General features: G+C 40.2%; 22 protein-coding genes. 1 reads left to right on the top strand and 21 read right to left on the bottom strand.

What is annotated here, in order from left to right; all coding sequences use genetic code 11:
• Nucleotides 1-173: 173 nt before the first annotated feature.
• A complete protein-coding gene (locus ACOMA9_RS01295; RefSeq protein WP_247936652.1) occupies nt 174-1,115 on the bottom strand; it encodes a dihydroorotate dehydrogenase in 942 nt (313 codons plus the stop codon).
• A 9-nt stretch (nt 1,116-1,124) separates the two neighbouring features.
• Nucleotides 1,125-1,931 carry a dihydroorotate dehydrogenase electron transfer subunit gene (locus tag ACOMA9_RS01290; protein ID WP_330945090.1) on the bottom strand — a complete coding sequence of 269 codons (807 nt, stop codon included), beginning with the start codon at nt 1,929-1,931 and terminating at the stop codon, nt 1,125-1,127.
• A 192-nt stretch (nt 1,932-2,123) separates the two neighbouring features.
• On the opposite strand from ACOMA9_RS01290, the gene ACOMA9_RS01285 reads away from it, so the two are divergent.
• Entirely contained in the window at nt 2,124-3,032 is a 909-nt protein-coding gene (locus ACOMA9_RS01285) for a LysR family transcriptional regulator (RefSeq protein ID WP_106382535.1), read from the top strand.
• Between the two features lie 357 nt (nt 3,033-3,389).
• Here ACOMA9_RS01285 and ACOMA9_RS01280 read toward each other — a convergent pair whose 3' ends face one another.
• From ACOMA9_RS01280 to hemW, 19 genes are all read right to left on the bottom strand, one after another.
• Entirely contained in the window at nt 3,390-3,830 is a 441-nt protein-coding gene (locus ACOMA9_RS01280) for a cupin domain-containing protein (RefSeq protein ID WP_003028006.1), read from the bottom strand.
• 24 nt (nt 3,831-3,854) lie between these two features.
• The gene (locus ACOMA9_RS01275) at nt 3,855-4,598 is read right to left on the bottom strand and encodes a carboxymuconolactone decarboxylase family protein (RefSeq protein WP_330945089.1); all 744 of its coding nucleotides are present in this window, start codon (nt 4,596-4,598) and stop codon (nt 3,855-3,857) included.
• A 94-nt stretch (nt 4,599-4,692) separates the two neighbouring features.
• The gene (locus tag ACOMA9_RS01270; RefSeq protein WP_421424397.1) at nt 4,693-5,025 is read right to left on the bottom strand and encodes a hypothetical protein; all 333 of its coding nucleotides are present in this window, start codon (nt 5,023-5,025) and stop codon (nt 4,693-4,695) included.
• 102 nt (nt 5,026-5,127) lie between these two features.
• Nucleotides 5,128-5,574 (bottom strand): LysR family transcriptional regulator, encoded by a 447-nt coding sequence (locus tag ACOMA9_RS01265; RefSeq protein ID WP_421424395.1) that lies wholly within the window; start codon nt 5,572-5,574, stop codon nt 5,128-5,130.
• Nucleotides 5,575-5,668: 94 nt separating this feature from the next.
• Entirely contained in the window at nt 5,669-6,907 is a 1,239-nt protein-coding gene (locus ACOMA9_RS01260; RefSeq protein WP_330945087.1) for an MFS transporter, read from the bottom strand.
• A gap of 261 nt (nt 6,908-7,168) precedes the next feature.
• Nucleotides 7,169-10,348: a carbamoyl-phosphate synthase large subunit gene (gene carB / locus ACOMA9_RS01255; protein ID WP_330945082.1), complete on the bottom strand. Its 3,180-nt coding sequence runs from the start codon at nt 10,346-10,348 to the stop codon at nt 7,169-7,171.
• A 15-nt stretch (nt 10,349-10,363) separates the two neighbouring features.
• Nucleotides 10,364-11,464, bottom strand: coding sequence for a carbamoyl phosphate synthase small subunit (locus ACOMA9_RS01250; RefSeq protein ID WP_421424393.1), 1,101 nt, complete (start codon nt 11,462-11,464; stop codon nt 10,364-10,366).
• A 41-nt stretch (nt 11,465-11,505) separates the two neighbouring features.
• Nucleotides 11,506-12,426: an aspartate carbamoyltransferase catalytic subunit gene (locus tag ACOMA9_RS01245; protein WP_270206661.1), complete on the bottom strand. Its 921-nt coding sequence runs from the start codon at nt 12,424-12,426 to the stop codon at nt 11,506-11,508.
• A gap of 58 nt (nt 12,427-12,484) precedes the next feature.
• Complete coding sequence (locus tag ACOMA9_RS01240) at nt 12,485-13,753, bottom strand: uracil-xanthine permease family protein (protein WP_049533894.1); 1,269 nt, start codon at nt 13,751-13,753, stop codon at nt 12,485-12,487.
• Between the two features lie 4 nt (nt 13,754-13,757).
• On the bottom strand, nt 13,758-14,279 hold the full coding sequence (gene pyrR, locus ACOMA9_RS01235) for a bifunctional pyr operon transcriptional regulator/uracil phosphoribosyltransferase PyrR (protein WP_003027998.1): 522 nt from the start codon (nt 14,277-14,279) through the stop codon (nt 13,758-13,760).
• A gap of 280 nt (nt 14,280-14,559) precedes the next feature.
• Nucleotides 14,560-15,471 carry a DNA-binding protein WhiA gene (gene whiA, locus ACOMA9_RS01230; protein ID WP_003042317.1) on the bottom strand — a complete coding sequence of 304 codons (912 nt, stop codon included), beginning with the start codon at nt 15,469-15,471 and terminating at the stop codon, nt 14,560-14,562.
• On the bottom strand, nt 15,468-16,445 hold the full coding sequence (locus tag ACOMA9_RS01225) for a YvcK family protein (RefSeq protein ID WP_106083653.1): 978 nt from the start codon (nt 16,443-16,445) through the stop codon (nt 15,468-15,470). Before ACOMA9_RS01225 ends, whiA begins: the two co-directional genes overlap by 4 nt.
• Nucleotides 16,442-17,332: an RNase adapter RapZ gene (gene rapZ, locus ACOMA9_RS01220; protein WP_003030653.1), complete on the bottom strand. Its 891-nt coding sequence runs from the start codon at nt 17,330-17,332 to the stop codon at nt 16,442-16,444. The genes ACOMA9_RS01225 and rapZ overlap by 4 nt, the downstream gene beginning before the upstream one ends.
• A 151-nt stretch (nt 17,333-17,483) precedes the next feature.
• Entirely contained in the window at nt 17,484-17,906 is a 423-nt protein-coding gene (ndk, locus tag ACOMA9_RS01215; RefSeq protein WP_003024857.1) for a nucleoside-diphosphate kinase, read from the bottom strand.
• Nucleotides 17,907-17,984: 78 nt separating this feature from the next.
• Nucleotides 17,985-18,935, bottom strand: a complete 951-nt coding sequence (locus tag ACOMA9_RS01210) for a CPBP family intramembrane glutamic endopeptidase (RefSeq protein WP_330945079.1) — start codon at nt 18,933-18,935, stop codon at nt 17,985-17,987.
• Nucleotides 18,935-19,573, bottom strand: coding sequence for a TIGR01906 family membrane protein (locus ACOMA9_RS01205; RefSeq protein ID WP_106083655.1), 639 nt, complete (start codon nt 19,571-19,573; stop codon nt 18,935-18,937). Before ACOMA9_RS01205 ends, ACOMA9_RS01210 begins: the two co-directional genes overlap by 1 nt.
• Nucleotides 19,563-20,336 carry a TIGR01457 family HAD-type hydrolase gene (locus tag ACOMA9_RS01200; protein ID WP_330945078.1) on the bottom strand — a complete coding sequence of 258 codons (774 nt, stop codon included), beginning with the start codon at nt 20,334-20,336 and terminating at the stop codon, nt 19,563-19,565. Before ACOMA9_RS01200 ends, ACOMA9_RS01205 begins: the two co-directional genes overlap by 11 nt.
• A 22-nt stretch (nt 20,337-20,358) precedes the next feature.
• The gene (locus tag ACOMA9_RS01195; RefSeq protein ID WP_003027992.1) at nt 20,359-21,090 is read right to left on the bottom strand and encodes an acyl-[acyl-carrier-protein] thioesterase; all 732 of its coding nucleotides are present in this window, start codon (nt 21,088-21,090) and stop codon (nt 20,359-20,361) included.
• A gap of 3 nt (nt 21,091-21,093) precedes the next feature.
• Nucleotides 21,094-22,224: a radical SAM family heme chaperone HemW gene (gene hemW, locus ACOMA9_RS01190; protein ID WP_330945077.1), complete on the bottom strand. Its 1,131-nt coding sequence runs from the start codon at nt 22,222-22,224 to the stop codon at nt 21,094-21,096.
• Between the last annotated feature and the right edge of the window lie 22 nt (nt 22,225-22,246).

The raw sequence follows: 22,246 nt of genomic DNA, 5'->3' as shown, positions 1-22,246 counted from the left end.
TTTACTGGTAATAATCATAAAGAAAAACCTTGCCTGAGAGCAAGGTTACACGAAAATCAGCATTGTATTGCCATTTTAAACCGTATGTACCTTGGAGCCTCTCTGGACTTCTTTAAAGGTTTTATTTCAATTATTTTATAATTTACTTTATCTCTTGTCAAGTAAAATATCAATTAAGCAAGCAAATTTTCCTTGACTTCTGCTCGCAGACTTTCCAAACTTTCAATGCCATACTTATCCATAACTTTAGGTAGGTTCTCAATGATATTAGGACAAGCATGAGGGTCTGTGAAATTTGCCGTACCAACACCAATAGCTGATGCTCCTGCAATAAACATTTCAATGGCTGCTTCTGCTGAATCTACTCCACCCATACCAATGATTGGCAAACTGCTGGATTGGGCTACCTGACGAATTAACTTCAAGGCAACGGGAAAAACAGCAGGGCCTGACATACCGCCCGTTCCATTTGCGAGAATTGATTTTCTACTTTTCAAATCAAATCGCATACCAACTAAGGTGTTAATCATGGTAAATCCTGTTGCTCCTGCAGCTTCTACAGCTTTAGAAATTTCGGTAATGTCTGCTACACTTGGCGTTAATTTGACATATACCGGCACACTAGAAGCTTCAACTGCTGCTTTCGTGGCATTGTAAGCCAAATCTGGCACCTGCCCAATCAATAATCCTCCATTGCCATGATCCACATTAGGACAGGAAATATTGAGTTCAATTGCTTTAACGTTTGGTGCTTGAGAAATTTTTCCTGCGACAAAAGCATATTCTTCATTGGAAAATCCAGCAACATTAGCAATAATCGGTAGATTAGGATAATGTTGATTCAGCCAAGGAAGCTTTTCTGCTAACACCACATCTACACCAGGATTTTGTAAACCAATAGCATTGAGCATACCAGCTGGTGTTTCCGCCACACGCGGTGTCGGATTGCCAAAACGAGGATTCTGCGTGCTTGCTTTAATCATGATTGAGCCAAGCACATCCAGATCATAATATTTGGCATATTCCTGACCAAAACCAAAACAACCCGAAGCTGGAATAATTGGATTTTTCAGTTCCAATCCCGGAAGAGAAACTGCTAAACGATTTTTCGACATGCTCACCTCCTACACCAAAACTGAACCAGTCTCAAAAACGGGACCGTCTTCACAGACACGCTTATTGACTGATTGATCCTCATCAGCCACATGAAGTACGCAAGCATAGCAAGCCCCCATTCCACAAGCCATTCGTGACTCCATAGAAATGTAAGCTCGCGGATGACTACGAAATGTTTCATCAACATATTTGAGCATGTCGGGAGCTCCGCAAGCATAAACCGCTGTAAAACTTTCTGGCAATTCATTCACAACAGAAGAAACGTAGCCTTTGCGACCATAAGAACCGTCATCTGTTGTTACGATGACACGACCGTATTTTTTCATCTCTTCTTCCAAAATAACGGTGGCTTTTGTTGCAAATCCAAGAACTGAAGTGACCTTGACCCCTTTGATATGTAATTCTTTTGCTACTTGCAGCAAGGGCGGAACACCAATACCGCCTCCTATGATTAAGGCTGTATCCTCAATGCCCAAACCAGATAAATCAAACCCATTTCCTTGAGGACCCATGACATCCAACTGAAAACCATTTTGCAGCTGAGAGAAAATCTCCGTGCCCGCTCCTTCTATCCTGTAAATAATCCGACAGATTTTCTGTTCTCTGTCAATCTCTGAAATTGAAATAGGTCGCCGTAGAAGCTTCGTATCATCTGGGACTCGAATATGTAGAAACTGACCAGCCTTCATCTGGCTAACCATTTGCCCTTGTAAATCCATAGAAAAAATTCGCGGAGCAATTTCCTCTTGATGCACAATGCTCATCTTCTCCAACATGATTTTTCCAAATCTTGCCTTACACGAGCTATTTACCATTTCTACCTCATTTCTTTATTAAAAAAGGCCCTGCATATACACGCAAGGCTTCACGAAAATGGAGAGCAGATTTTCTCACTCTTCTTTCACCTGAAACCTTGGAAGCCTCGCTGGACTTTCTTAAAGGTTAAATTTAATATATTTTACAACTTAACAAGTGTTTTGTCAATGCTAATGTGATAAAATAGATTCATGAGAATTCAGCAATTACATTATATTATTAAAATCGTCGAAACTGGCAGTATGAACGAGGCTTCCAAACAGCTCTTTATCACACAGCCCAGCCTGTCCAATGCCGTCCGTGACCTGGAAAATGAGATGGGCATCGAAATTTTCATCCGCAACCCCAAGGGCATTACCCTGACCAAGGACGGGATGGAATTCCTCTCCTACGCTCGTCAGGTGGTGGAGCAAACCCAGCTGCTGGAAGAACGTTATAAAAATCCCGTTGCTAACCGAGAACTTTTCAGCGTTTCCTCCCAACACTACGCCTTTGTAGTCAATGCTTTCGTATCTCTGCTCAAAAAGAGTGACATGGAAAAGTACGAGCTCTTCCTGCGGGAAACCCGAACTTGGGAAATCATTGATGACGTCAAAAATTTCCGTAGTGAAATTGGTGTTTTGTTTCTCAACAGCTATAACCGCGATGTCCTCTCCAAAATGCTAGATGACAATCACTTGCTTGCCACTCATCTCTTTACCGCACAGCCCCATATCTTTGTCAGCAAGAGCAATCCTCTAGCCAAGAAGAAACTGGTTCAATTATCAGATTTAGAGGATTTTCCTTACCTCAGCTACGATCAAGGAACCCACAATTCCTTTTACTTTTCAGAAGAAATCCTATCCCAAGAACACCATAAAAAATCGATCGTTGTCAGTGACCGAGCAACCCTTTTCAATCTTTTGATTGGTCTTGACGGTTACACTATCGCAACTGGTATTCTCAACAGCAACCTCAACGGTGACAATATTGTTTCCATTCCGCTAGATATTGATGACCCTATTGAGCTGGTTTATATTAAACATGAAAAAGCTAGCTTGTCTAAAATGGGTGATAAATTCATTGAATACTTGTTAGAAGAAGTTCAATTTGATAAGTAAACCATAATCATCTTATGTGTGATAAACAACGAAATTTTTATGCTATATTTTCTCCTATCGCTTTACAATAGGCTTGAACACCTTTATTGTATCGCGTTGGGAGTTTTTTCTAGCATTTTCATTTTTATGTGTAGCGAGAAACTGTTATCCTATCATTTAAAATAGAATAAAATTACGCAATTAAAAACAGCACAAACTTTCTTACCATAGGTTTGTGCTGTTTTCTTTAATACATAGGTCTGTCGCCGTCTGTTCCTGACTTTGAAATACCTAGACTAGCATAGTTGTATAAAGACGGTTCTTTTATGATACAAACAATCAAATCCGCAATACTTGCTCTTGAGATGATTGTTTCTTCTAATCTTTTAATTGATTATATTCCTCGTCTGAAACAGCTTCACACCATTCGTTTGACAAATCTTCCCCAGGAACACCAAACGCTATATGGCTGAACCAAGAATCTTTTTTCGCACCGTGCCAGTGCTTTACATTCGCAGGGATAATCACTACAGAACCTTCAGATAAGCTGACTGCTTCTTTACCTTCTTCTTGATACCAACCTTCACCAGCCGTACAAATCAGAATTTGTCCACCGCCCTTGCTAGCGTGGTGAATATGCCAATTATTTCGACAACCAGGCTCAAAAGTGACATTATGAAGGGCGATTACACCATCTTTTGTTGCACCGAGGGAATTTAAATACGATTGACCGATAAAGTATTGAGCATAAGCATCATTTGATGCACCAAGTCCGAAATGATTTGCCTTATCAAAGGCTTCTTTTGTTTGATATTTCATTTTTCTACTTCCTTTATGATAAATTTACTGTTGTGCATTTACAACTTCGTTGATACAACTAAGTGCATTTAGAGTACGCGGATAACCGATATAAGGGATACAAGCAGAGATGACTGCAATTAACAACGTTTTATCATTTCCTAAGCGAAGATTGGCTGCAATGTGCCCTTTTAGCTGCGGTTCACAGCCCCCTTGAGAATAAAGATAGCAAAATGTCAGCAATTCACGCTCAGCATAATCAAGGCTAGAGCGAGTATAATAATCACCAAAACAATTATCTACCAACCATTTGTTAATATGGCGTACATCCGGCTCTCCCTTTGTCGCAAAACCTTTCATCTGCTCGCCAAAAATTGCAATCTGAGCTTCTTCTCCAGCTTCTAAGCGAGTTTGATTTTTCGTATTTTTTTGACTAGCCAAAGGAAGAGAAATTCCTTGATTGGTAAAAATCGTATTCGTCGGTACGAAAAAGGCATAAACACGACTAAGACCTAGATAAGCAACTGCTTGATACAGCAATTCTTTGACTTCCACGGCTTTCACCCCATTATCCAAAGCAACGGGAAGAATCTCTTTATAAGCTTCAAGCCCTTGACTGCCAACTAAAACAGCTAAAGTGGCTAGGTAATATCTTCTTTCATCTAATGAGAAGGGGAGGTCTTTCGGCACTTCCTGAAAAGCGAATTGTTTAAAGAGTGCAACAAATTCTAGATCCGTTTCAGATAAGCCTAGCAAATCCGGAAAAGAGACTTTATTATCAATATCCATGACATTTCCTCACTTTCTTCTTTATATTTAGTATTGTATCGCTTTGCTTTTGACAAATCAATTTGAATTATAAGAAAAATCAGATAAGAAAAACTTATCTGAAATAACGTTTAGCAATTTCTAAAAAATCTTCTGTGTAAGGATGAGCATGCTCCAAATGATAAAAAAGAAAATAGTCTCGCTCTATCGGTTGCTGATTCTGCAAAAGAGGAAATTCGTGATAAAGGTTTGAAGTTGCTTTAGTAGTCATTTTTTCAAATGGAAAATAAGCAGTAGAAACCATGAGTTGCAATGCTACTTCTTCTGGAGAATAAGCAAAATTAAATTCCGACTGAAAGCCAAGATTGTCTCGATAATAATCAGATTCTATCTTTTCCTGGCCTTTCACGGCTAATAACAAAGCTGAATAAGCCTGCAAGTCTTTCATCTGAACAGATTTTGATTGGGATAAGGGGTGAGTTTGCCCAATTCTGATATAAAGCGGGAAAGAAGTTAAGCAAATATTCGCATAATTACCAGAAAATGCTTTTCACTGGTCGCTAATGGTCATATCCAACTTTTGCTGGCGCAGTGCTGTACCAATTTCTTCGTGACTTCCTACCATGATTTCCAACTGAACACTTGGAAAACGCTCTTTGAATTCAGCTAAAATCTGGGGCAGTACGCTTTCTGTCATTCCCCACAATAGACCTATCCGCATGGAAACTGTCTGTGTTCCTGTCAAAACTTGTGTATCAGCTACCAAACCATTATAATCTTCTAGCAACCGTTGACTTTTTTGATAAAAAAATTTCCCAGCTCTCGTTAAATGAAATCCGCGATTTTTTCGTTCAAAAAGGGTCACACCAAGCTCCTCTTCCAGCGATTTCATCTGTTGGGACATGGCTGATTGCGAAATAAAATTTTCTTCTACTGCTTCTGTAAAACTCCCTGTACGAACAATATCCTGAAAATACGACAGCTGTTTAAAATTCATCCCATTTTCTCCTATACTTGCCTGATTTCATTATATCATGAAATACAAAAAGCCTGTCATTCAAATGAACAGACTTTCATTAAAACTTAATATACTACGCTTCTTTTGCGACTAATTCTTCTCCTAATTGTGAGTAACGTTCTGCTTTTAAGTTCCTAATCGTCCACAAGGCAGCAAAGCTAATCAAATAAAGGCTTGCTAGGAAAATCATGACCATTGAGACACTTGAAACATCTAAAATTTTCCCAATAATTACAGATGAGAAGCCTCCAATTGCTCGTCCGACATTTAAGATGACATTATTAGCCGTGGAGCGAATGTGAGCTGGATACAATCTCGTAATCATCGCGCCATAACCAGCAAACATACCGTTTACAAAGAATCCGACAATCGCACCACCGACAATCATGGCTGGCATTGAATTGGCAAATTGGAAGAGGTAAACACACATAGAAGAAGCTAAAAGAAAGATTGAATAAACAAATCTTGGTCCCCATTTATCGAGGATTTGACCGAAGGTGAGCATTCCCAGACACATTCCCAAAATCGTTGAGACCATCCAAAGTGAGGAATCTTTTACAGAAATATGCAGGCTTGTTTGGATAATGGTTGGAAGCCAGTTCATCATCCCAAAATACCCAGCAATTTGTACCGTCGTCATAACCATCAGTGCTACCGTCTGAGCTGTTAAAGCTGGTGTTTTAAACAATTCACTCATTTTAACGGACTGGCGTTCTTTTGCTGTTGATTTCACATTGCCATTATCTCGAATATGGTCATCGTCAATCGCTAATATCATCCACAAAACCAAGGCAATAGGCGCAAGTCCAAAGAGGAAAAGGCCTTTCCAGCCAAGTGCCGGTGCCAGCCAACCTGCTAACAGCGCTGAAGTGATAGAACCAATCTGACCTGCAATTCCGTTCAGAGAGGAAATGCGTCCCATTTTTCCAACAGGGACAATCCCTGCCATAATCGCAATGGCAACTCCATACTCGCCGCCAACGCCTATCCCAGCAATAAAACGCATGAGATAGAGATAATAAATATTTTGTGTAAAGTAAATCAGTCCTGTCGCCAATGAAAAAATAACAATCGTCCATTTAAAGACTTTGAACTTGTGATAACGGTCAGCCAGTATACCAAAGAGCAAACCACCAACCAACATTCCTAAATTGGTAATCGTCGCAATCCAGCCCCCTTGGGCTCCTGTAACGCCCAATTCTGAAATGATAGACGACATCGAAAAAGCTAAGAACATGACATTTAAGTCGTCTGTTCCTGATGCAACAATTGCAGCAACTAATGCTCGCTTATTATTTTTGTCTAAAGACATGCACATTCTCCTTAATCGTAGCTCACAGACTACATTTATTAATTGAATACAGCCTAAAAATCAAAAAGCTCAGGAAGTCCTGAGCCAAAAGTTTACAGTAAAATAGTAGATTAGCGCACTAATCCATTTTAACGATTACTTTTATGCCTCACGGGACATGATTAAAGTTGTATTTAATTGTATTAAGTATAAGATAGATAAATAGATTTGTCAAGAGATTTTAAAAAAAGAACTTAATATCATGACAAAAAGAATACTGCTCTAAATTGCTTCTGTCATAAAGCTACGACTTTCTAAGACCTTTAGTATGGCATCAGCTGTATCAAGCGCTGTAAAAAGTGTAATTCCATGTTCGATAGCAGAACGGCGAATAGCCTGACCGTGTTCATCTGCTGTTCGTTTCGTTCCGACTGTATTGATAATCGCCTGAACCTTGCCTTTGCGAACAAAGGCAGGAATGTCATTGTTATCGGCTGTACCAATTTTTTCAACCAATTGCGTCGAAACACCATTTTCTTCAAAGAATTTCGCTGTACCTTGTGTTGCTAAAATACTGTATCCAATCGCTGCAAAACGTTTCGCTAATGCGAGGGCTTCTTTCTTATTTTCATCCGCAATCGTAAAGACAACATTGCCAAAGTTTGGAAGATGTAGATAAGAGGCTTCAAAAGCCTTGTATAAAGCTTTTTCAAGAGTTGCATCTGTTCCCATAACCTCACCCGTCGATTTCATTTCAGGACCAAGAAGGCTATCTACCTTGGCCAACTTAGTGAAGGAAAAGACTGGTGCTTTAACATGTACATTTTGACCTTCTGGATAAAGACCATCTTCATACCCTAGCTCCGCTAAAGTTTGACCGAGAATCAACCGAGTTGCCACCTGTGCCATAGGGATATCCGTCACTTTAGACAAGAATGGCACCGTCCGGCTAGCACGAGGATTGACCTCAATGACATAAACCTTCTCATCTTTGATGACAAACTGAATGTTCATCATACCGATACAGTGAAGTCCGATAGCCAATTTCTTAGTATAATCGGCGATAGTCCGCTGAACTTGAGCAGATAAGGTTTGCGGAGGATAAACAGCCATAGAATCACCTGAGTGAACTCCAGCCCGTTCAATATGTTCCATAATACCTGGAATTAAGACCTGATGACCGTCCGAAATGGCATCTACCTCACATTCCTTGCCAACAATGTAAGAGTCTATCAACACCGGATGATCGGGACTAGCCTTGACAGCAGTCCGCATATAGGAGCGAAGGTCTGCTTCGTTCTCTACAATCTCCATAGCACGACCGCCCAGAACATAAGAAGGACGCACCAAGACTGGGAAGCCAATCTTGCTGGCTGCTGCCACCGCTTCTTCTTCATTCGTCGCTGTCTGACCTGGTGGCTGCGGAATATTCAAATCCTTAAGAGCCTGTTCAAACAAATCACGGTCTTCTGCACGGTCAAGGTCAGCTACCTGAGTACCTAAAATTTTCACGCCAGCTTTTGACAATGGCTCAGCTAGATTGATAGCGGTTTGTCCACCAAATTGGACGATGACTCCCTTTGGCTGCTCCAGTTCAATGACATTCATGACATCTTCAAAAGTCAAGGGTTCAAAGTAAAGCTTATCAGAAATCGAAAAATCTGTTGAGACCGTTTCAGGATTACTATTCATAATGATTGCTTCATAGCCAGTTGCTTGAATAGCCTTGACCGAGTGCACAGTAGCATAGTCAAATTCTACTCCTTGACCAATCCGAATAGGTCCAGAGCCCAACACTAGAACAGACTCTTTTTCTGACTTGATTGATTCATTTTCAAAAGCATAAGTAGAATAAAAATATGGCGTGCTTGATTCAAACTCGGCTGCACAGGTATCAACCATTTTATAAATTGGAAGAATCCGCTCTTCTTTACGAAATTGACGCACTTCTTCTGCCGTCATTTCCCAAAGCCGAGCTAACTTAGTATCTGCAAAGCCGTTTTGCTTAGCCTGTCTAAGCAGATTTGCATCTCCGACATGAGTGATCAACTCCTGCTCTAATTCATGAATGTGAAGCAATTTATCCAGAAAGAACAAATCAATCTTGGTTAACTTTGCAATTTCTTCAATATCATAGCCACGGCGAATGGCTTCAGATATATAAAAAAGACGATCATCTTGCGCTTTGACGACTTTTTCTAGTAAATCATCATCTGCCACTTGATTTAGTTCTGGCATTTCATTATGATCAACACCAATTTCCAGAGAACGACAGGCTTTGAGCAAGCTTTCTTCGATATTACGCCCAATAGCCATGACCTCACCGGTAGCTTTCATTTGCGTTCCCAGATGACGTTCTCCATGTTCAAATTTATCAAAAGGAAAACGTGGAATCTTCGCTACCACATAGTCCAGAGCCGGTTCAAACATGGCATAAGTTGTACCTGTGACCGGATTAATAACTTCATCTAGTGTTAAGCCAACGGCGATTTTTGCAGCCAATTTAGCAATAGGGTAGCCTGTAGCTTTAGAAGCTAAGGCAGACGAACGAGACACGCGCGGATTGACTTCAATGACATAGTAATTAAAGCTATGTGGATCCAATGCCAACTGCACATTACAGCCTCCTTCGATTTTTAGAGCACGGATAATTTTCAAGCTAGCATCCCGCAACATTTGATTTTCATAATCCGAAATAGTTTGCGTTGGTGCAAAGACAATGGAATCGCCTGTGTGTACACCTACTGGATCAAAATTTTCCATATTGCAGACCACCAAAGCATTGTCAGCTGCATCACGCATAACTTCGTACTCAATTTCCTTGAAACCAGCAATAGAGCGCTCAATCAAACACTGAGTCACCGGAGATAATTTCAGACCATTTTCAGCAATCTCTCGCAATTCTTCCTCATTGGCACACATTCCGCCGCCAGTTCCCCCTAAGGTAAAGGCTGGGCGAACAATGACTGGGTAGCCTATTTTCGCTGCAAAGTCTACCGCTTCTTCGACTGTATTTACAATTTCAGATTCTGGAATAGGCTGTTCCAGCTCTTCCATGAGCTGCTTAAACAAATCACGATCCTCAGCTTGGTCAATAGCCGACAGCTTAGTTCCTAAAAGTTCGACACCTAGCTCATCCAAGATACCTTTTTTGGATAATTCCATTGCCATATTGAGTCCTGTTTGCCCACCCAATGTCGGCAGAAGTGCATCTGGTCGCTCTTTCCGTAAGATTCTAGTGACAAATTCCAGCGTAATTGGCTCAATATAAACCTTGTCAGCAATTTCCTTGTCTGTCATAATCGTTGCAGGATTGGAATTAACTAAAACGACTGTGTAGCCTTCTTCTTTCAAAGACAAGCAAGCCTGCGTTCCTGCATAATCAAACTCAGCAGCCTGTCCAATGACAATGGGACCAGAGCCAATCACCATAATTTTCTGAATATCTGTACGTTTTGGCATGTTTTTCTCCTATTCCTAATCCATTGATTGCAATGAACTATGCTGTTGTTTAAAAGCATCAATCATTTCCATAAACTCATCAAAGAGATAACTGGCATCATGTGGTCCTGGTGCAGCATCAGGATGAAACTGCACTGAAAAAGCAGGGAAAAACCGATGTCGCACACCTTCAATAGACTTGTCATTGATTTCCTCATGCGTAATCAGCAACTCGCTCGGAAAATTTTCCCGACTAACAGCATAACCATGATTTTGGCTGGTAAAATCAATTCGCCCTGTCGCAATCTCTCTGACAGCATGATTAAAACCACGGTGACCGAATTTCATTTTATAAGTCTGAGCTCCATTTGCCTTACTAAAAAGTTGATGTCCCATGCAGATACCAAAAAGAGGAATTTTACCTTGAATCCCTCGAATCATGTCTAGCACTTGCGGTACATCATCTGGATTACCTGGACCGTTGGATAACATGACACCGTCAGGGTGAAGGTGAAGAATATCTGCTGCACTTGTATCATAGGGAACAACTGTCACATTACAATTGCGTGCCGCTAATTCACGAAGAATCGAATGTTTCAATCCAAAATCAACTAACACAATACTAGGACCTGAACCCGGTGCTGGATACGGTGTCTTTGTTGAAACTTGTTTGATATTATCGGTCGGCAAAACGGTCGCCTTCAACTGATCTTGCAGATGCACCATTTGGTCGCCTACATTGGCTATTGTTGCTTTCATCGTTCCATGCTGTCGAATGATTTTCGTCAATGCCCGTGTATCAATACCAGCAATTCCTGGAATTTTCTTGACTTTTAAAAACTCGTCCAAAATCATCTGATTACGCCAATTGCTTGCCCTTCGTGCCCACTCATAAACGACCACTCCCTTGCAAGTGGGAGTGATCGTTTCATAGTCGTCGCGGTTGATTCCATAATTTCCGATTAACGGATAAGTGAAAGTCAAGATTTGCCCATTGTAAGACTGATCCGTAATGGATTCTTGGTAGCCAGTCATGCCTGTATTAAAGACGATTTCTCCGGTCACATCCATATCAGCACCGAACGCCTCTCCCTCAAATACTGTCCCGTCTTCCAGAATTAACAAGCGTTTTTCCATTTTCCCCTCCGTTTGTTATTGCAACAACGTATTAATGCTTATTATTTTTTTCGTCCATTTAGGACAGACTCGATAATTGCCATCCGAACAAATACACCATTTGTCATTTGTTCTACAATACGAGATTTTGGAGCTTCCACTAAGTGGTCTGCAATTTCCACATCACGATTTACTGGAGCCGGATGCATGATGATGGCTGTATCTTTCAGCTTATCATATCGTTCCTGTGTTAAACCATGCATTTTATGGTAATTTTCTTTTGAAAAGAGTGAATCATCATCATGGCGCTCGTGCTGCACGCGCAGAAGCATTAAGACGTCTACTTGGTCAACGACTTCATCAAGTGTGACAAATTGTCCATAATCAGCAAATTCTTCACTTCTCCATACTTCTGGACCTGCAAAATAAAGTTCTGCACCCAGACGCTTCAAGATTTGCATATTTGACTTCGCCACACGCGAATGATCTAAGTCGCCTGCAATGGCAATCTTCAAGCCATCAAAATGCCCAAACTCTTGATAAATGGTCATCAAATCTAGCAAACTTTGGCTAGGATGCTGGCCAGAACCATCACCACCATTCACAATTGAAGTTGTAATCGTTGGACTTTCGACTAATTCCTTGTAATAGTCCACTTCTGGATGACGAATGACACAGACATCCACTCCGAGCGCTGACATGGTTAAAATCGTATCATATAAGGTCTCTCCTTTGTTGATAGAGCTGGTCTTTGAATCAAAATCCAACAGGTCACAACCTAGCTTTAATTCCGCTACTTCAAAGGCTTTATGTGTTCGCGTAGAGGGCTCAAAGAAAAGATTAGCGATAATATGCTGTTCATCATAATGAGCTTTCGCTCCATTTTTAAATTCAATGCCACGTTTGATTAAACTTAAGACTTCCTCATTGGTAAGAGTTTCCATAGAGACAACATTTTTAAGAGCTATTTGATTAGATAACATGGTGTATTTCTCCTTTTATTAGATACGGTGTTTCTTTCAATAAAGTTAAGAATTCAAACTAATTTTTAGGTTCTGGCAAGATAAGATAGAGCACAATTCCAAGAACCGTTGACAAGGCGACCCCTGAAATTTGCAGACCTGAAAGTTGAAGCGTTAATCCTCCAATCCCAGCGACTAAGATCACACTAGCAATCAACAGATTTTTCTTATTGTCAAAGTCCGTTTGCTTTTCAATTAAAATTTTCAAACCACTAGAAGCGATGACTCCAAAGAGCGCAATAGAAATACCGCCTAGAACTGGAGTTGGAATGGATTGTAAGAGTGCCGATACTTTTCCGACAAAACTCATCACAATCGCAAGTACTGCTGCACCTGCAATAACATAAACGCTATAGATTTTATTGAGAGCCATCACACCGATATTTTCACCGTAACTCGTTACTGGTGGCGCACCGAAAATCCCAGCGATAACTTGTGCAAGACCATCTCCGGCAAGAGTTTTATCCAATCCTGGGTCTTTAAAGAAATCTTTTCCGGTCAAGCTATTCAATACCATAACATGACCAAAGTGCTCTGTCATAGTTACAAATGCAATTGGAGCCATTGTTAAAATCGCACTTGGATAAAATTTTACATTATAGTCTAAGAAAGGAAGGTGCATAGGTGGGACATGGAACCATGAAGCTTGAGAGACTTTTGCAAAGGAAATAATTTCTTCTCCTGTTACCACTCCAAGAATGAGCGCGAAGACATATCCGACAATCAAGCCTAACAGCACTGGAATAATTCCAACAATCTTTTTACCATAGATATTAAAGAGGATGACTGCAAAGAGAGTGACAATTCCAATGATGAAATAAGTTAAATTGTATTTACCGTCTTTTAGCATGACATCATTTACAGCTGTGCTTGCTAGGCTTAGTCCGATGACCATAATGATTGGTCCTACCACAACTGGCGGCAAAATCTTATCAATCCAAGCATTCCCAGCGAACTTCACAATAAGAGCTACAATGAAGTAAACCAAACCACCTGTAATGGCACCTTGAGCGACTGCTGCGATACCGTCTGTTTTCATCAACATTTGCATAGCTGCAATATAAGCGAAACTAGACCCCATATAAGCTGGCACTTTGTACTTGGTAACTGTTAAGTGTGCCAAGGTTCCTAGACCGCTTGAAAACAAGGCAACTGCTGGGTCGATTCCAACCAGAATTGGAACAAGAACCGTTGCTCCAAACATGGCAAACAAATGCTGAAAGGACAATCCTACAAGCAAACCAGGTTTTGGCATATCGTGTACATCATATTTCACATCTTGACTCATTTTCTTATAACTCCTCCGCAATCAAGACACGGTCTTGACCATCCTGTTCTATCATTTCCACAATAATTTCTTCTGTTCGACTAGTTGGAATGTTTTTGCCCACATAATCTGCTCGAATCGGCAACTCACGATGCCCACGGTCTACTAAAACAGCCAAGCTCACGCGTGATGGACGTCCCAAGCTAACTAGATTATCAATAGCAGCACGAATGGTGCGTCCTGTATAGAGGACATCATCTACCAAGATGACTTCGCGGTCTGTAATATCAACAGGAACATGTGTTGTATCTTCTTCCACTTTAAAATCATCGCGGAATGGTTTGGTATCCAACTCACCGATAGGTACATTGATCTTTTCAAGTTGCGCTAATCGTTCTTGAATCCGCTGTGCAATGTAAACACCCCGTGTTTTTATACCAATCAAGACAATCTTGTCTAGCTCTTTGTTGCGCTCAATGATTTCATAAGTGATCCGTGTAATGGCACGTTTCATTGTCAAACCATCAACAACTTCTTTTGTTTTCATGGAAAACCTCCTGTATAAAAAGTTAAAAGAAAAAGTCTCCTTCACAAGGAGACTTCAGAAAATCTAGGTAAGCATAGAGAAACTGCTAACAGCCTCACTGTACTATACCATCTTATACTTTGACTCCTTGTCTGCCTCACGGGACAGATTTAAAGGATTATTTAATTTTTATTACTATATCACACTTTTTGAAAATCTTCAAGAGAAAACCGTAAAGTTTTAATGGAAATTCTCAAATTGATTCCGCCTATAATATATAAACCCCATTTCTTTGCATTTTCTACAACTCATTTGCGATTTTATTGATTTTCCTCAAGCGATGATTGACACCACTTTTCGTCAAAGGCTTACTAAGACTTTCTGCCAACTGCTGGATAGAATAATCCGGATGATTGACACGCAGATAAGCTACCTCTTGCAAATCAACCGGCAAGCTCTCTAAACCAACTGTGTCAATGATTTTGCTAATGTTATGAATGGTTTTCATGCTAGCTGTCACCGTTCGAGCAATATTCGCCGTTTCCGCATTATTCGTCCGATTCAGATCATTTCTAGCCTCTCGCAAGAGCTTGACCGACTCAAACTCAGTCATTGCTTTCATAGCCCCAATCACAATCAAAAAGTCCATAATGTCCTCAGCTCGCTGCAGATAGGTCACTGAGCCTTTTTTGCGCTCAATTGTCTTGGCATCCAATAAAAACTTTCGCATCAAAGCTGCTAAATCTTCCGCATGGTCAGAATAGACCGATAAGATTTCCAGTTGATATTTCCCAGAATCTGGATCACGCATACTGCCCGTGGATAAAAATGCTCCTCGTAAATACGATCGGCTCGCTTCATCATCTGATAAAATAGCTTGGTCAATGCCTGCTTCAATCCCAAAAAAGGAGTCTGCCAAGTGTAAATCGGCTAAAATTTGTTCCACACCTTCGTCTAAAAAAACAGTATAAACACGGTTTTTCCGAAGATTCGCTTTTTGATGATGACGAATATCCGATTTGACTTGATAAAAAGCTGCCAACAATTCATAAATGTGACGAGCGATTTTTGCATTTTCTGTCGTAACAGATAATGTTAAGCCTTGACTAGAAATTCCTAAGCTGCCTGACATCTTAATGATAGCCGATAATTCCATTTTATCTTTTTTGCCTAGACCAAGCAGTTCTTCTTTCACTTTAATGGTAAAACTCATTTGCGCACCTGTATAATCTGCATAAGTTCATCGACGACTGATTCACCATCATGAAAAGCTCCGCCATTTTCCAAGCGAAGAAAATTAGACGAAATGACACGAGGTACTTGCTCTTTCAAACCTTTAAAATCATGCTCAACCTGCACCAAATACTCATCAAATTTATTAGAATTCATATACTCTTGAGGAACTTCCTCAATATTCACCAAAACAGTATCAATAAATCGTTTTCCTAAATGTCGATGCAAAACAGCCACGTGGTCACTATCTGTGAAATGCTCGGTTTCACCACGCTGGGTCATAATATTGCAGACATAAGCGATTTCCGCCTTTGTTTCTAAAAGAGCTTGTCCAATTTCTTCAATCATCATATTGGGTAAGATAGAGGTAAACAATGACCCTGGTCCCAAAACAACCATATCACTTTCTAAAATCGTCTCTACCACTTTGCGACTAGCCACCGGCTTCTGGTCATTATAGGTATTGGTGACATAAACTCGTTCAATCATACCTTGGTGTTCTGCGAGATGACTTTCTCCAGCGACTTCGCTTCCATCAGTAAATACAGCATGAAGCGTTAAAGGTATATCACAAGACGGATAAATTTTGCCAGTTGTGTGGAAAAACTTAGTCAGTAGCTGCATAGCGTTGTAAGTCGACCCTTGCATTTCTGAAATACCTGCAATAATCAAGTTCCCAAGTGGATGTCCAGCTAAAGCACCGTCTTCATCTGCAAAGCGATATTGAAAAACTTTTTCATAAAAGCGCGGCATGTCCGATAAAGCCACCAAAACATTTCGCAAATCACCAGGCGGTGTCAATTGTTGAATGTTTTTTCGCAATTCCCCCGAACTTCCACCGTCATCAGCGACCGTCACAATAGCAGCAATGTCTACATCTTTCTTACGCAAACTGTTCAAAATGACTGAAATCCCTGTACCACCACCGATAATGGCTATCTTTGGTCTCCTCATGAACGATTCACCGTTTCCTTTCTGCGGTCTTTGTCTCGATGTGATGAATGAACGGTCCATTCGCTCGCCAAATCATCTGCTAGACGTTGTGCAAAAGCTACGCTTCTGTGTTGACCGCCTGTACAACCAACCGCAATTGTTAAAACAGATTTCCCCTCTTTTTTGTAGCCCGGTAAAATCGGTTTGATAAGAGCCACTAAGTGCTGATAAAATTCTTCTGACTCCGTATGATTCATCACATAATCATAAACTGGTTTATCAAGTCCTGTTTGATTGCGAAGTTCTGGTTGGTAATATGGATTTGGTAAAAAACGCACATCAAAGACAAGGTCGGCATCTAGCGGAAGACCATATTTAAAGCCAAAACTCACCACTTCAATGCGAAACGATTGGAGTTTTGTCTGATCTGAAAAATGCTCAGAAATGGTTTTACGCAATCCACGCGGTGTTAATTCGGTCGTATCTACCACGTTTTGACTCATATTTTTCAACGGTGCTAGTAACTCACGTTCTAGCTTGATACCGTCTAAAATACGACCGTCTGCTGCTAAGGGGTGGCTACGCCGCGTTTCCTTGTAACGTGCAACTAATTCTGTATCTGCCGCATCTAAAAACAAAATCTTAAAATCAAGTCCAGCGTTACTTTCAATCTCATCTAGAACTTTCTGAATCTCAGAAAAGAAGGAACGACTACGCATATCTACAACCATAGCAATCTTGTCGTTGTCTTGCGTTGTTTCGATTAACTGCAAAAATTTAGGAACCAGCGTGGGGGGCATATTATCAATCGTAAAATAGCCCAAATCTTCAAAAGACTGGATGGCTACGGTCTTTCCCGCTCCACTCATTCCCGTCACGATAACCAAATGAATTTGTTTGTCTGACATATCTCCTCCTTGATAAAACAATTAATTTTCAGTATATTAAAACATTTCCAATTCCTTTTTATTATAACACACCCAGTACAATTCGGATAGTAAAAAAGAGAGAACAAAAGCAATGGCTATCTGTACTCTCTCGAATTTATACTACTATGTTTTAATGATTACCAAACCAAAGCGCAATTTCCCGTTTGGCAGACTCTTCAGAATCTGAACCATGAACAACATTTCGAATCGTTTCACCAGCTTCAGCTGCTTGTGCAAAATCTCCGCGAATAGTTCCCGGTAGAGCTTCTTCCGGACGAGTAGCGCCCATCATGTGACGCCAACCTGAAATCACTTGGCTTCCCGATAAAACACCGATAATCACAGGCCCGCTTGTCATATAATCACGGATTGAAGGATAAAAATCTTTCGTTAATAGGGCTTCATAATGCTGATCAATTAACTCATTTGAAACATTGGTTCTCATTTCCAAACGTTCGATTTTGTAACCACGTTGTTCTACGCGCTTCAGTACTTCTCCAACCAAGCCACGTTTTACGCCGTCTGGTTTTATAATAAAAAATGTTTGTTCCATGATTGACACGCTCCTCTTTTGTTACCTTTATTTTATCATAAATGAAAGAAAGTTGAAAGTCCTTTCAAAAATCTTCTTTCACAAATGACTTATCAAGGTCAAAGATGTTAAAAACATGAAGATTGTAAAAATCCAGAACCAAACAGAACGAAAAGCTTGCCTATAGGCCCCTGGAAATGAACGATTTTCTTGTACATACATTTTTATGTCTGCTTTGTTTTTAATCAGGAAAATTACTGCGACACTTGCACCGACTAGCAGGATAAATAAGTGTAAGAGACCACCTATATCGTCCGGCAAAAACGAATACAAATAAGTTAAACCATCTCCGATGACCAAGTTATTAAAAACGTGGAAAACCATTGCCCAGAGAATTGAATATTCCAAGGTCACATAAGAGAAGACAATTCCAACAAAAGCTGCAAAAAAGAACTGCGGGATATTCCCATGAAATAAACCAAATATGAGGGAAGACATCAGAATCGCAAAGACTTTTCCATATTTTTCAAATGTCCGTAAGCCCGCCCCGCGAAAAATCAACTCTTCTGAAACAGGACCGAAAAAACCTGCATACAAAAACATCGTTACACTATCTGAGCCTGCGGAAGCTGATTCAATAGCTTTAAATAAGCTAAATCCAAAGATATTCAACACTACTTCAAATATTTGATTAAAGAGTACAAAACCTAATTGACCCAGAAGTAAGAATGATAAGACTAGTCCGAACGTTTTTGGAGTCATGACTCTTTTCTGCGTTCGTAAATCAGACTTAAATAATTTACCATCCCGATACAACCAAAAGATAAAAACTCCTGCACAGACAGCAATTAGATAATAACTACCATCGCGTGACATAAAGCTTTCCGTTACTTTTTGGATTTTCTCAAGGTTTCCGGGATAACGAATCGCTTGAAACAAGGTTACAATCGTTTGATAAATCAAGCTAATCATTGTCATGACGAAGACATAAAGCAGACACAAAGCAGAAAATAAACTAACATCTTTTCGTACTTGCTGATTGACTAGCATCAGTTTCCCTCCTTCTTCAAATAGCTTTTTCGACTCCACAGGTATAGCCCCACAGCAAAACCTTCATAAAGAACAAAAAACAAAAGAAAGGCGTGGAGGAAAAATTCTTCTGGCAATATCCAAATAACAGGATCTTTAGCAGGGTCAAATAACCAAGTATTATCCCCAGCAAATAAAATCTGATGAAAGAGAGTGAAAAACGCATCAAAGCCAATTCCCAGCGCCACACCAGCAATTACAATAGGCAACCAGATAATAGCTAAAATCGCCTTTGAAAAGACAAACAGATATCTTTTTTTTATAATGTTTTTTACAAACAAACAAACCACTGGTAAGGTTGCTAGAAAAGCAACTTGCGCCAGATGAAAAAGATATTTCACGACTTGAAAATGGTGCAGACCTGCTGCTGATGAGCGAAAATCAGGCATGGAGAGCTTTTGCTGAAATGGATTGGTTAGGTAATTCATCAAAATATTGAAATTGTGCTGAATGGTTGCAGATTTGAGGTAAACTTGATTTTCTAAATGCAACCAAGAAATTTCCAAAGGATAAAACAGCCAAGTCAGATAAATGGTCAACAAAATAGCTGTTGCTAAAAAGCAGAGCATACTCAGCCAAAAGGTCAGTTTAGTGCGCATCAAAATCCCACTCCGCTAGGCTAGAAAGTACATAATCTGGTTGGATTGGCAAGCCTGGCACTTCTTCTGGTTTCGTAAAGCCAGTTGTCACCAGAAGCGTAGGGATACCATTGTCAATCCCAGCCCGAATGTCCGTCAGGTAATTATCCCCAACCATTATCACTTCCTCGCGTGGTAGTCCTAGATGCTCAACAGCCTTTTCCATGATAATTGCATTTGGCTTCCCGATATAAACAGGTTTCACACGAGTTGCTACTTCAATGAGAGTAATAATCGATCCTGCTCCAGGCATGAGACCGCGCTCTGTCGGAATATTAAGATCTGGATTGGTTCCTACGAAATGAGCTCCCTTTTGAATAGCTAAAGTAGCAATTGACAATTTTTCATAGTCCACTTCCCAGTCCAATCCAACAACTACATAATCTGGGTTATCAGTATCTTCGACATAGCCAGCTTCTGCAATGGCTTGCTTAAGTCCGACATCACCGATAACATAGACTTTCTTGCCTAGATTTTTATCATTTAAGTAGTCAACCGTTGCTAAAGTCGCTGTATAAATCGTTTCAATCGGCGTTTCAACATTGAATTGTTCCGTTAGCATTGTTTGAACAGTCTCAGGAGTACGTGTTGTATTGTTCGTCACAAATAAATATGGAATGTTGCGTCGTTGTAATTCATGGACAAAAGCTTCACCCGTGGGAATACGGTCTTTTCCTTTATAAATCGTTCCGTCTAAATCAATTAAATATCCTTTGTAGGTCATACTTCTCTTTCTATTGTTTCTCTTATGAAATTTCTTGCCAAGTTACCATAGCTTGTGCATTGGTATCACCATCGCTGGAAATCTGATGATTGCTCTCTAATCCATTCAAATCATAACTAGAGGTAATCTGTCCGCCAGGTCGGACTTCCTTAACATACTTGAGGTGAACTTTTTTGGGAACGTGTTTCATGAGAAAATCAGCTCCCATAACTTCAAAAATCCAGTCCAAATACTTGCTGTTGTTGACATGACCATTCATGTCTAAATCATAAAACCGAACATGATAATCTTTACTGGTCGAATCTTTCAGTTCTGGATATTTTGGACCACGAATCAACTTTTTAGAAAATTCTGCTTCATAAGGTGCGACAATCTTTGGCTCTACAGCATGCACTTTTCGACTGTCTCTGTCCATAAGAACAAAGGTAGCCATCATTTCAATCACGGCAACATCATTTTCATCAAAAACGGTAAAACGACGATAACAAAAGAGACGATTATAGGAAAGCGCTTCTGTTTCAATCGTCATTTCTTCACCAAATTTAGGCAGCCGTACCACATCGATATCATAGTCAGTAATAATCCAGACCAGATTGTATTTCTCCAGCATATCCTTGTCACTAATCCCCAAATCAATGGACTGCAAACCTGATACCTGTAAGGACAGCAAAATGACATCAGGCAACTTGATATGACCATTCATATCCGCCATGTCAAACGGAATTTTCATTTTCATTTGATAAGTTAAACCCATAATTTACTCCAATATAAATTTCTCTGCGACCGTATCACCCAAAAATAGACCCTTTTTAGTCATACGAACGATTTCTTTGTCAGGTACTAAGAGTCCTTGCTCAACCAGTTCTGTTACTACATGACCGTACTGCTGCTCAAAAGAAATGCCAAATTTTTCTTCAAAACGCTTTTTAGAAACACCTGACTTTTTGCGCAAGCCCAGAAACATTTCTTCTTCCATCATCTCTTGCTTACTCAGATGTTCTTCATTCACACGCGCATTGCCTTTTTCAACTGCCTCTAAGTAATGACGAATCGGACCATGATTCTTGTAGCGAACCCCATTGACATAACCAGAAGCCCCTGCCCCAATACCAAAATATTCCGCATTATCCCAGTACATGAGATTGTGTTGACTCTCAAAACCTGGTTTAGAAAAGTTAGAAATCTCATAGTGTTCAAACCCAGCTTTTTCCAACTCCTCAATGATATACTCAAACATCTCTGCTTCCAAGTCCTCCTTCGGTAAAGGCAGCTTTCCACGCCGCATCCGGTTCATAAAAACCGTGTGATTTTCTAGAATTAAGCTATAAAGACTCATGTGAGGGATGTCTATTGCAATGGCCTTGGCCACATTTTCCCGCACGTTGTCCATGGTCTGCTTGGGCAGTGCATAGATCAAATCAATAGAGATATTATCAAAACCAGCCAACTTCAGATTAGTGATATTTTCATAAATATCTTTCTCTAAATGGCTACGCCCAATTTGCTTGAGCATGCGATCGTCAAAAGTCTGAACACCTAAAGATATCCTGTTCACAGGCGAAACCTTTAAAACAGCAATCTTATCCGGATCCAAATCTCCTGGATTGGCTTCAACAGTCAGTTCCTCTAACAATGACAAATCCAGCTTTTTCGTCAGCTCTGCCAATAAAAACTCCAGCTGCTTCGCTGAAAGAGCTGTCGGTGTCCCACCACCGATATAAAGCGTCTGTAAATGCTTTATATCATAAGAAGTATATTCTTGAAGCAAGTGCTCTAAATAGGCGTCAACTGGCTGATTTTTGATAAAGACCTTAGAAAAGTCACAATAATAACAAATTTGAGTACAAAACGGAATGTGTACATAGGCAGAAGTTGGTTTGGTGTACATAGTATTTATTATAGCATAAATT

The organism is Streptococcus atopicus, from assembly GCF_049166725.1.
Taxonomy (GTDB): Bacteria; Bacillota; Bacilli; order Lactobacillales; family Streptococcaceae; genus Streptococcus; species Streptococcus hominis.
Note: the sequence above shows the minus strand (reverse complement) of the source record. Positions and strands in the feature narration are given on the sequence as shown.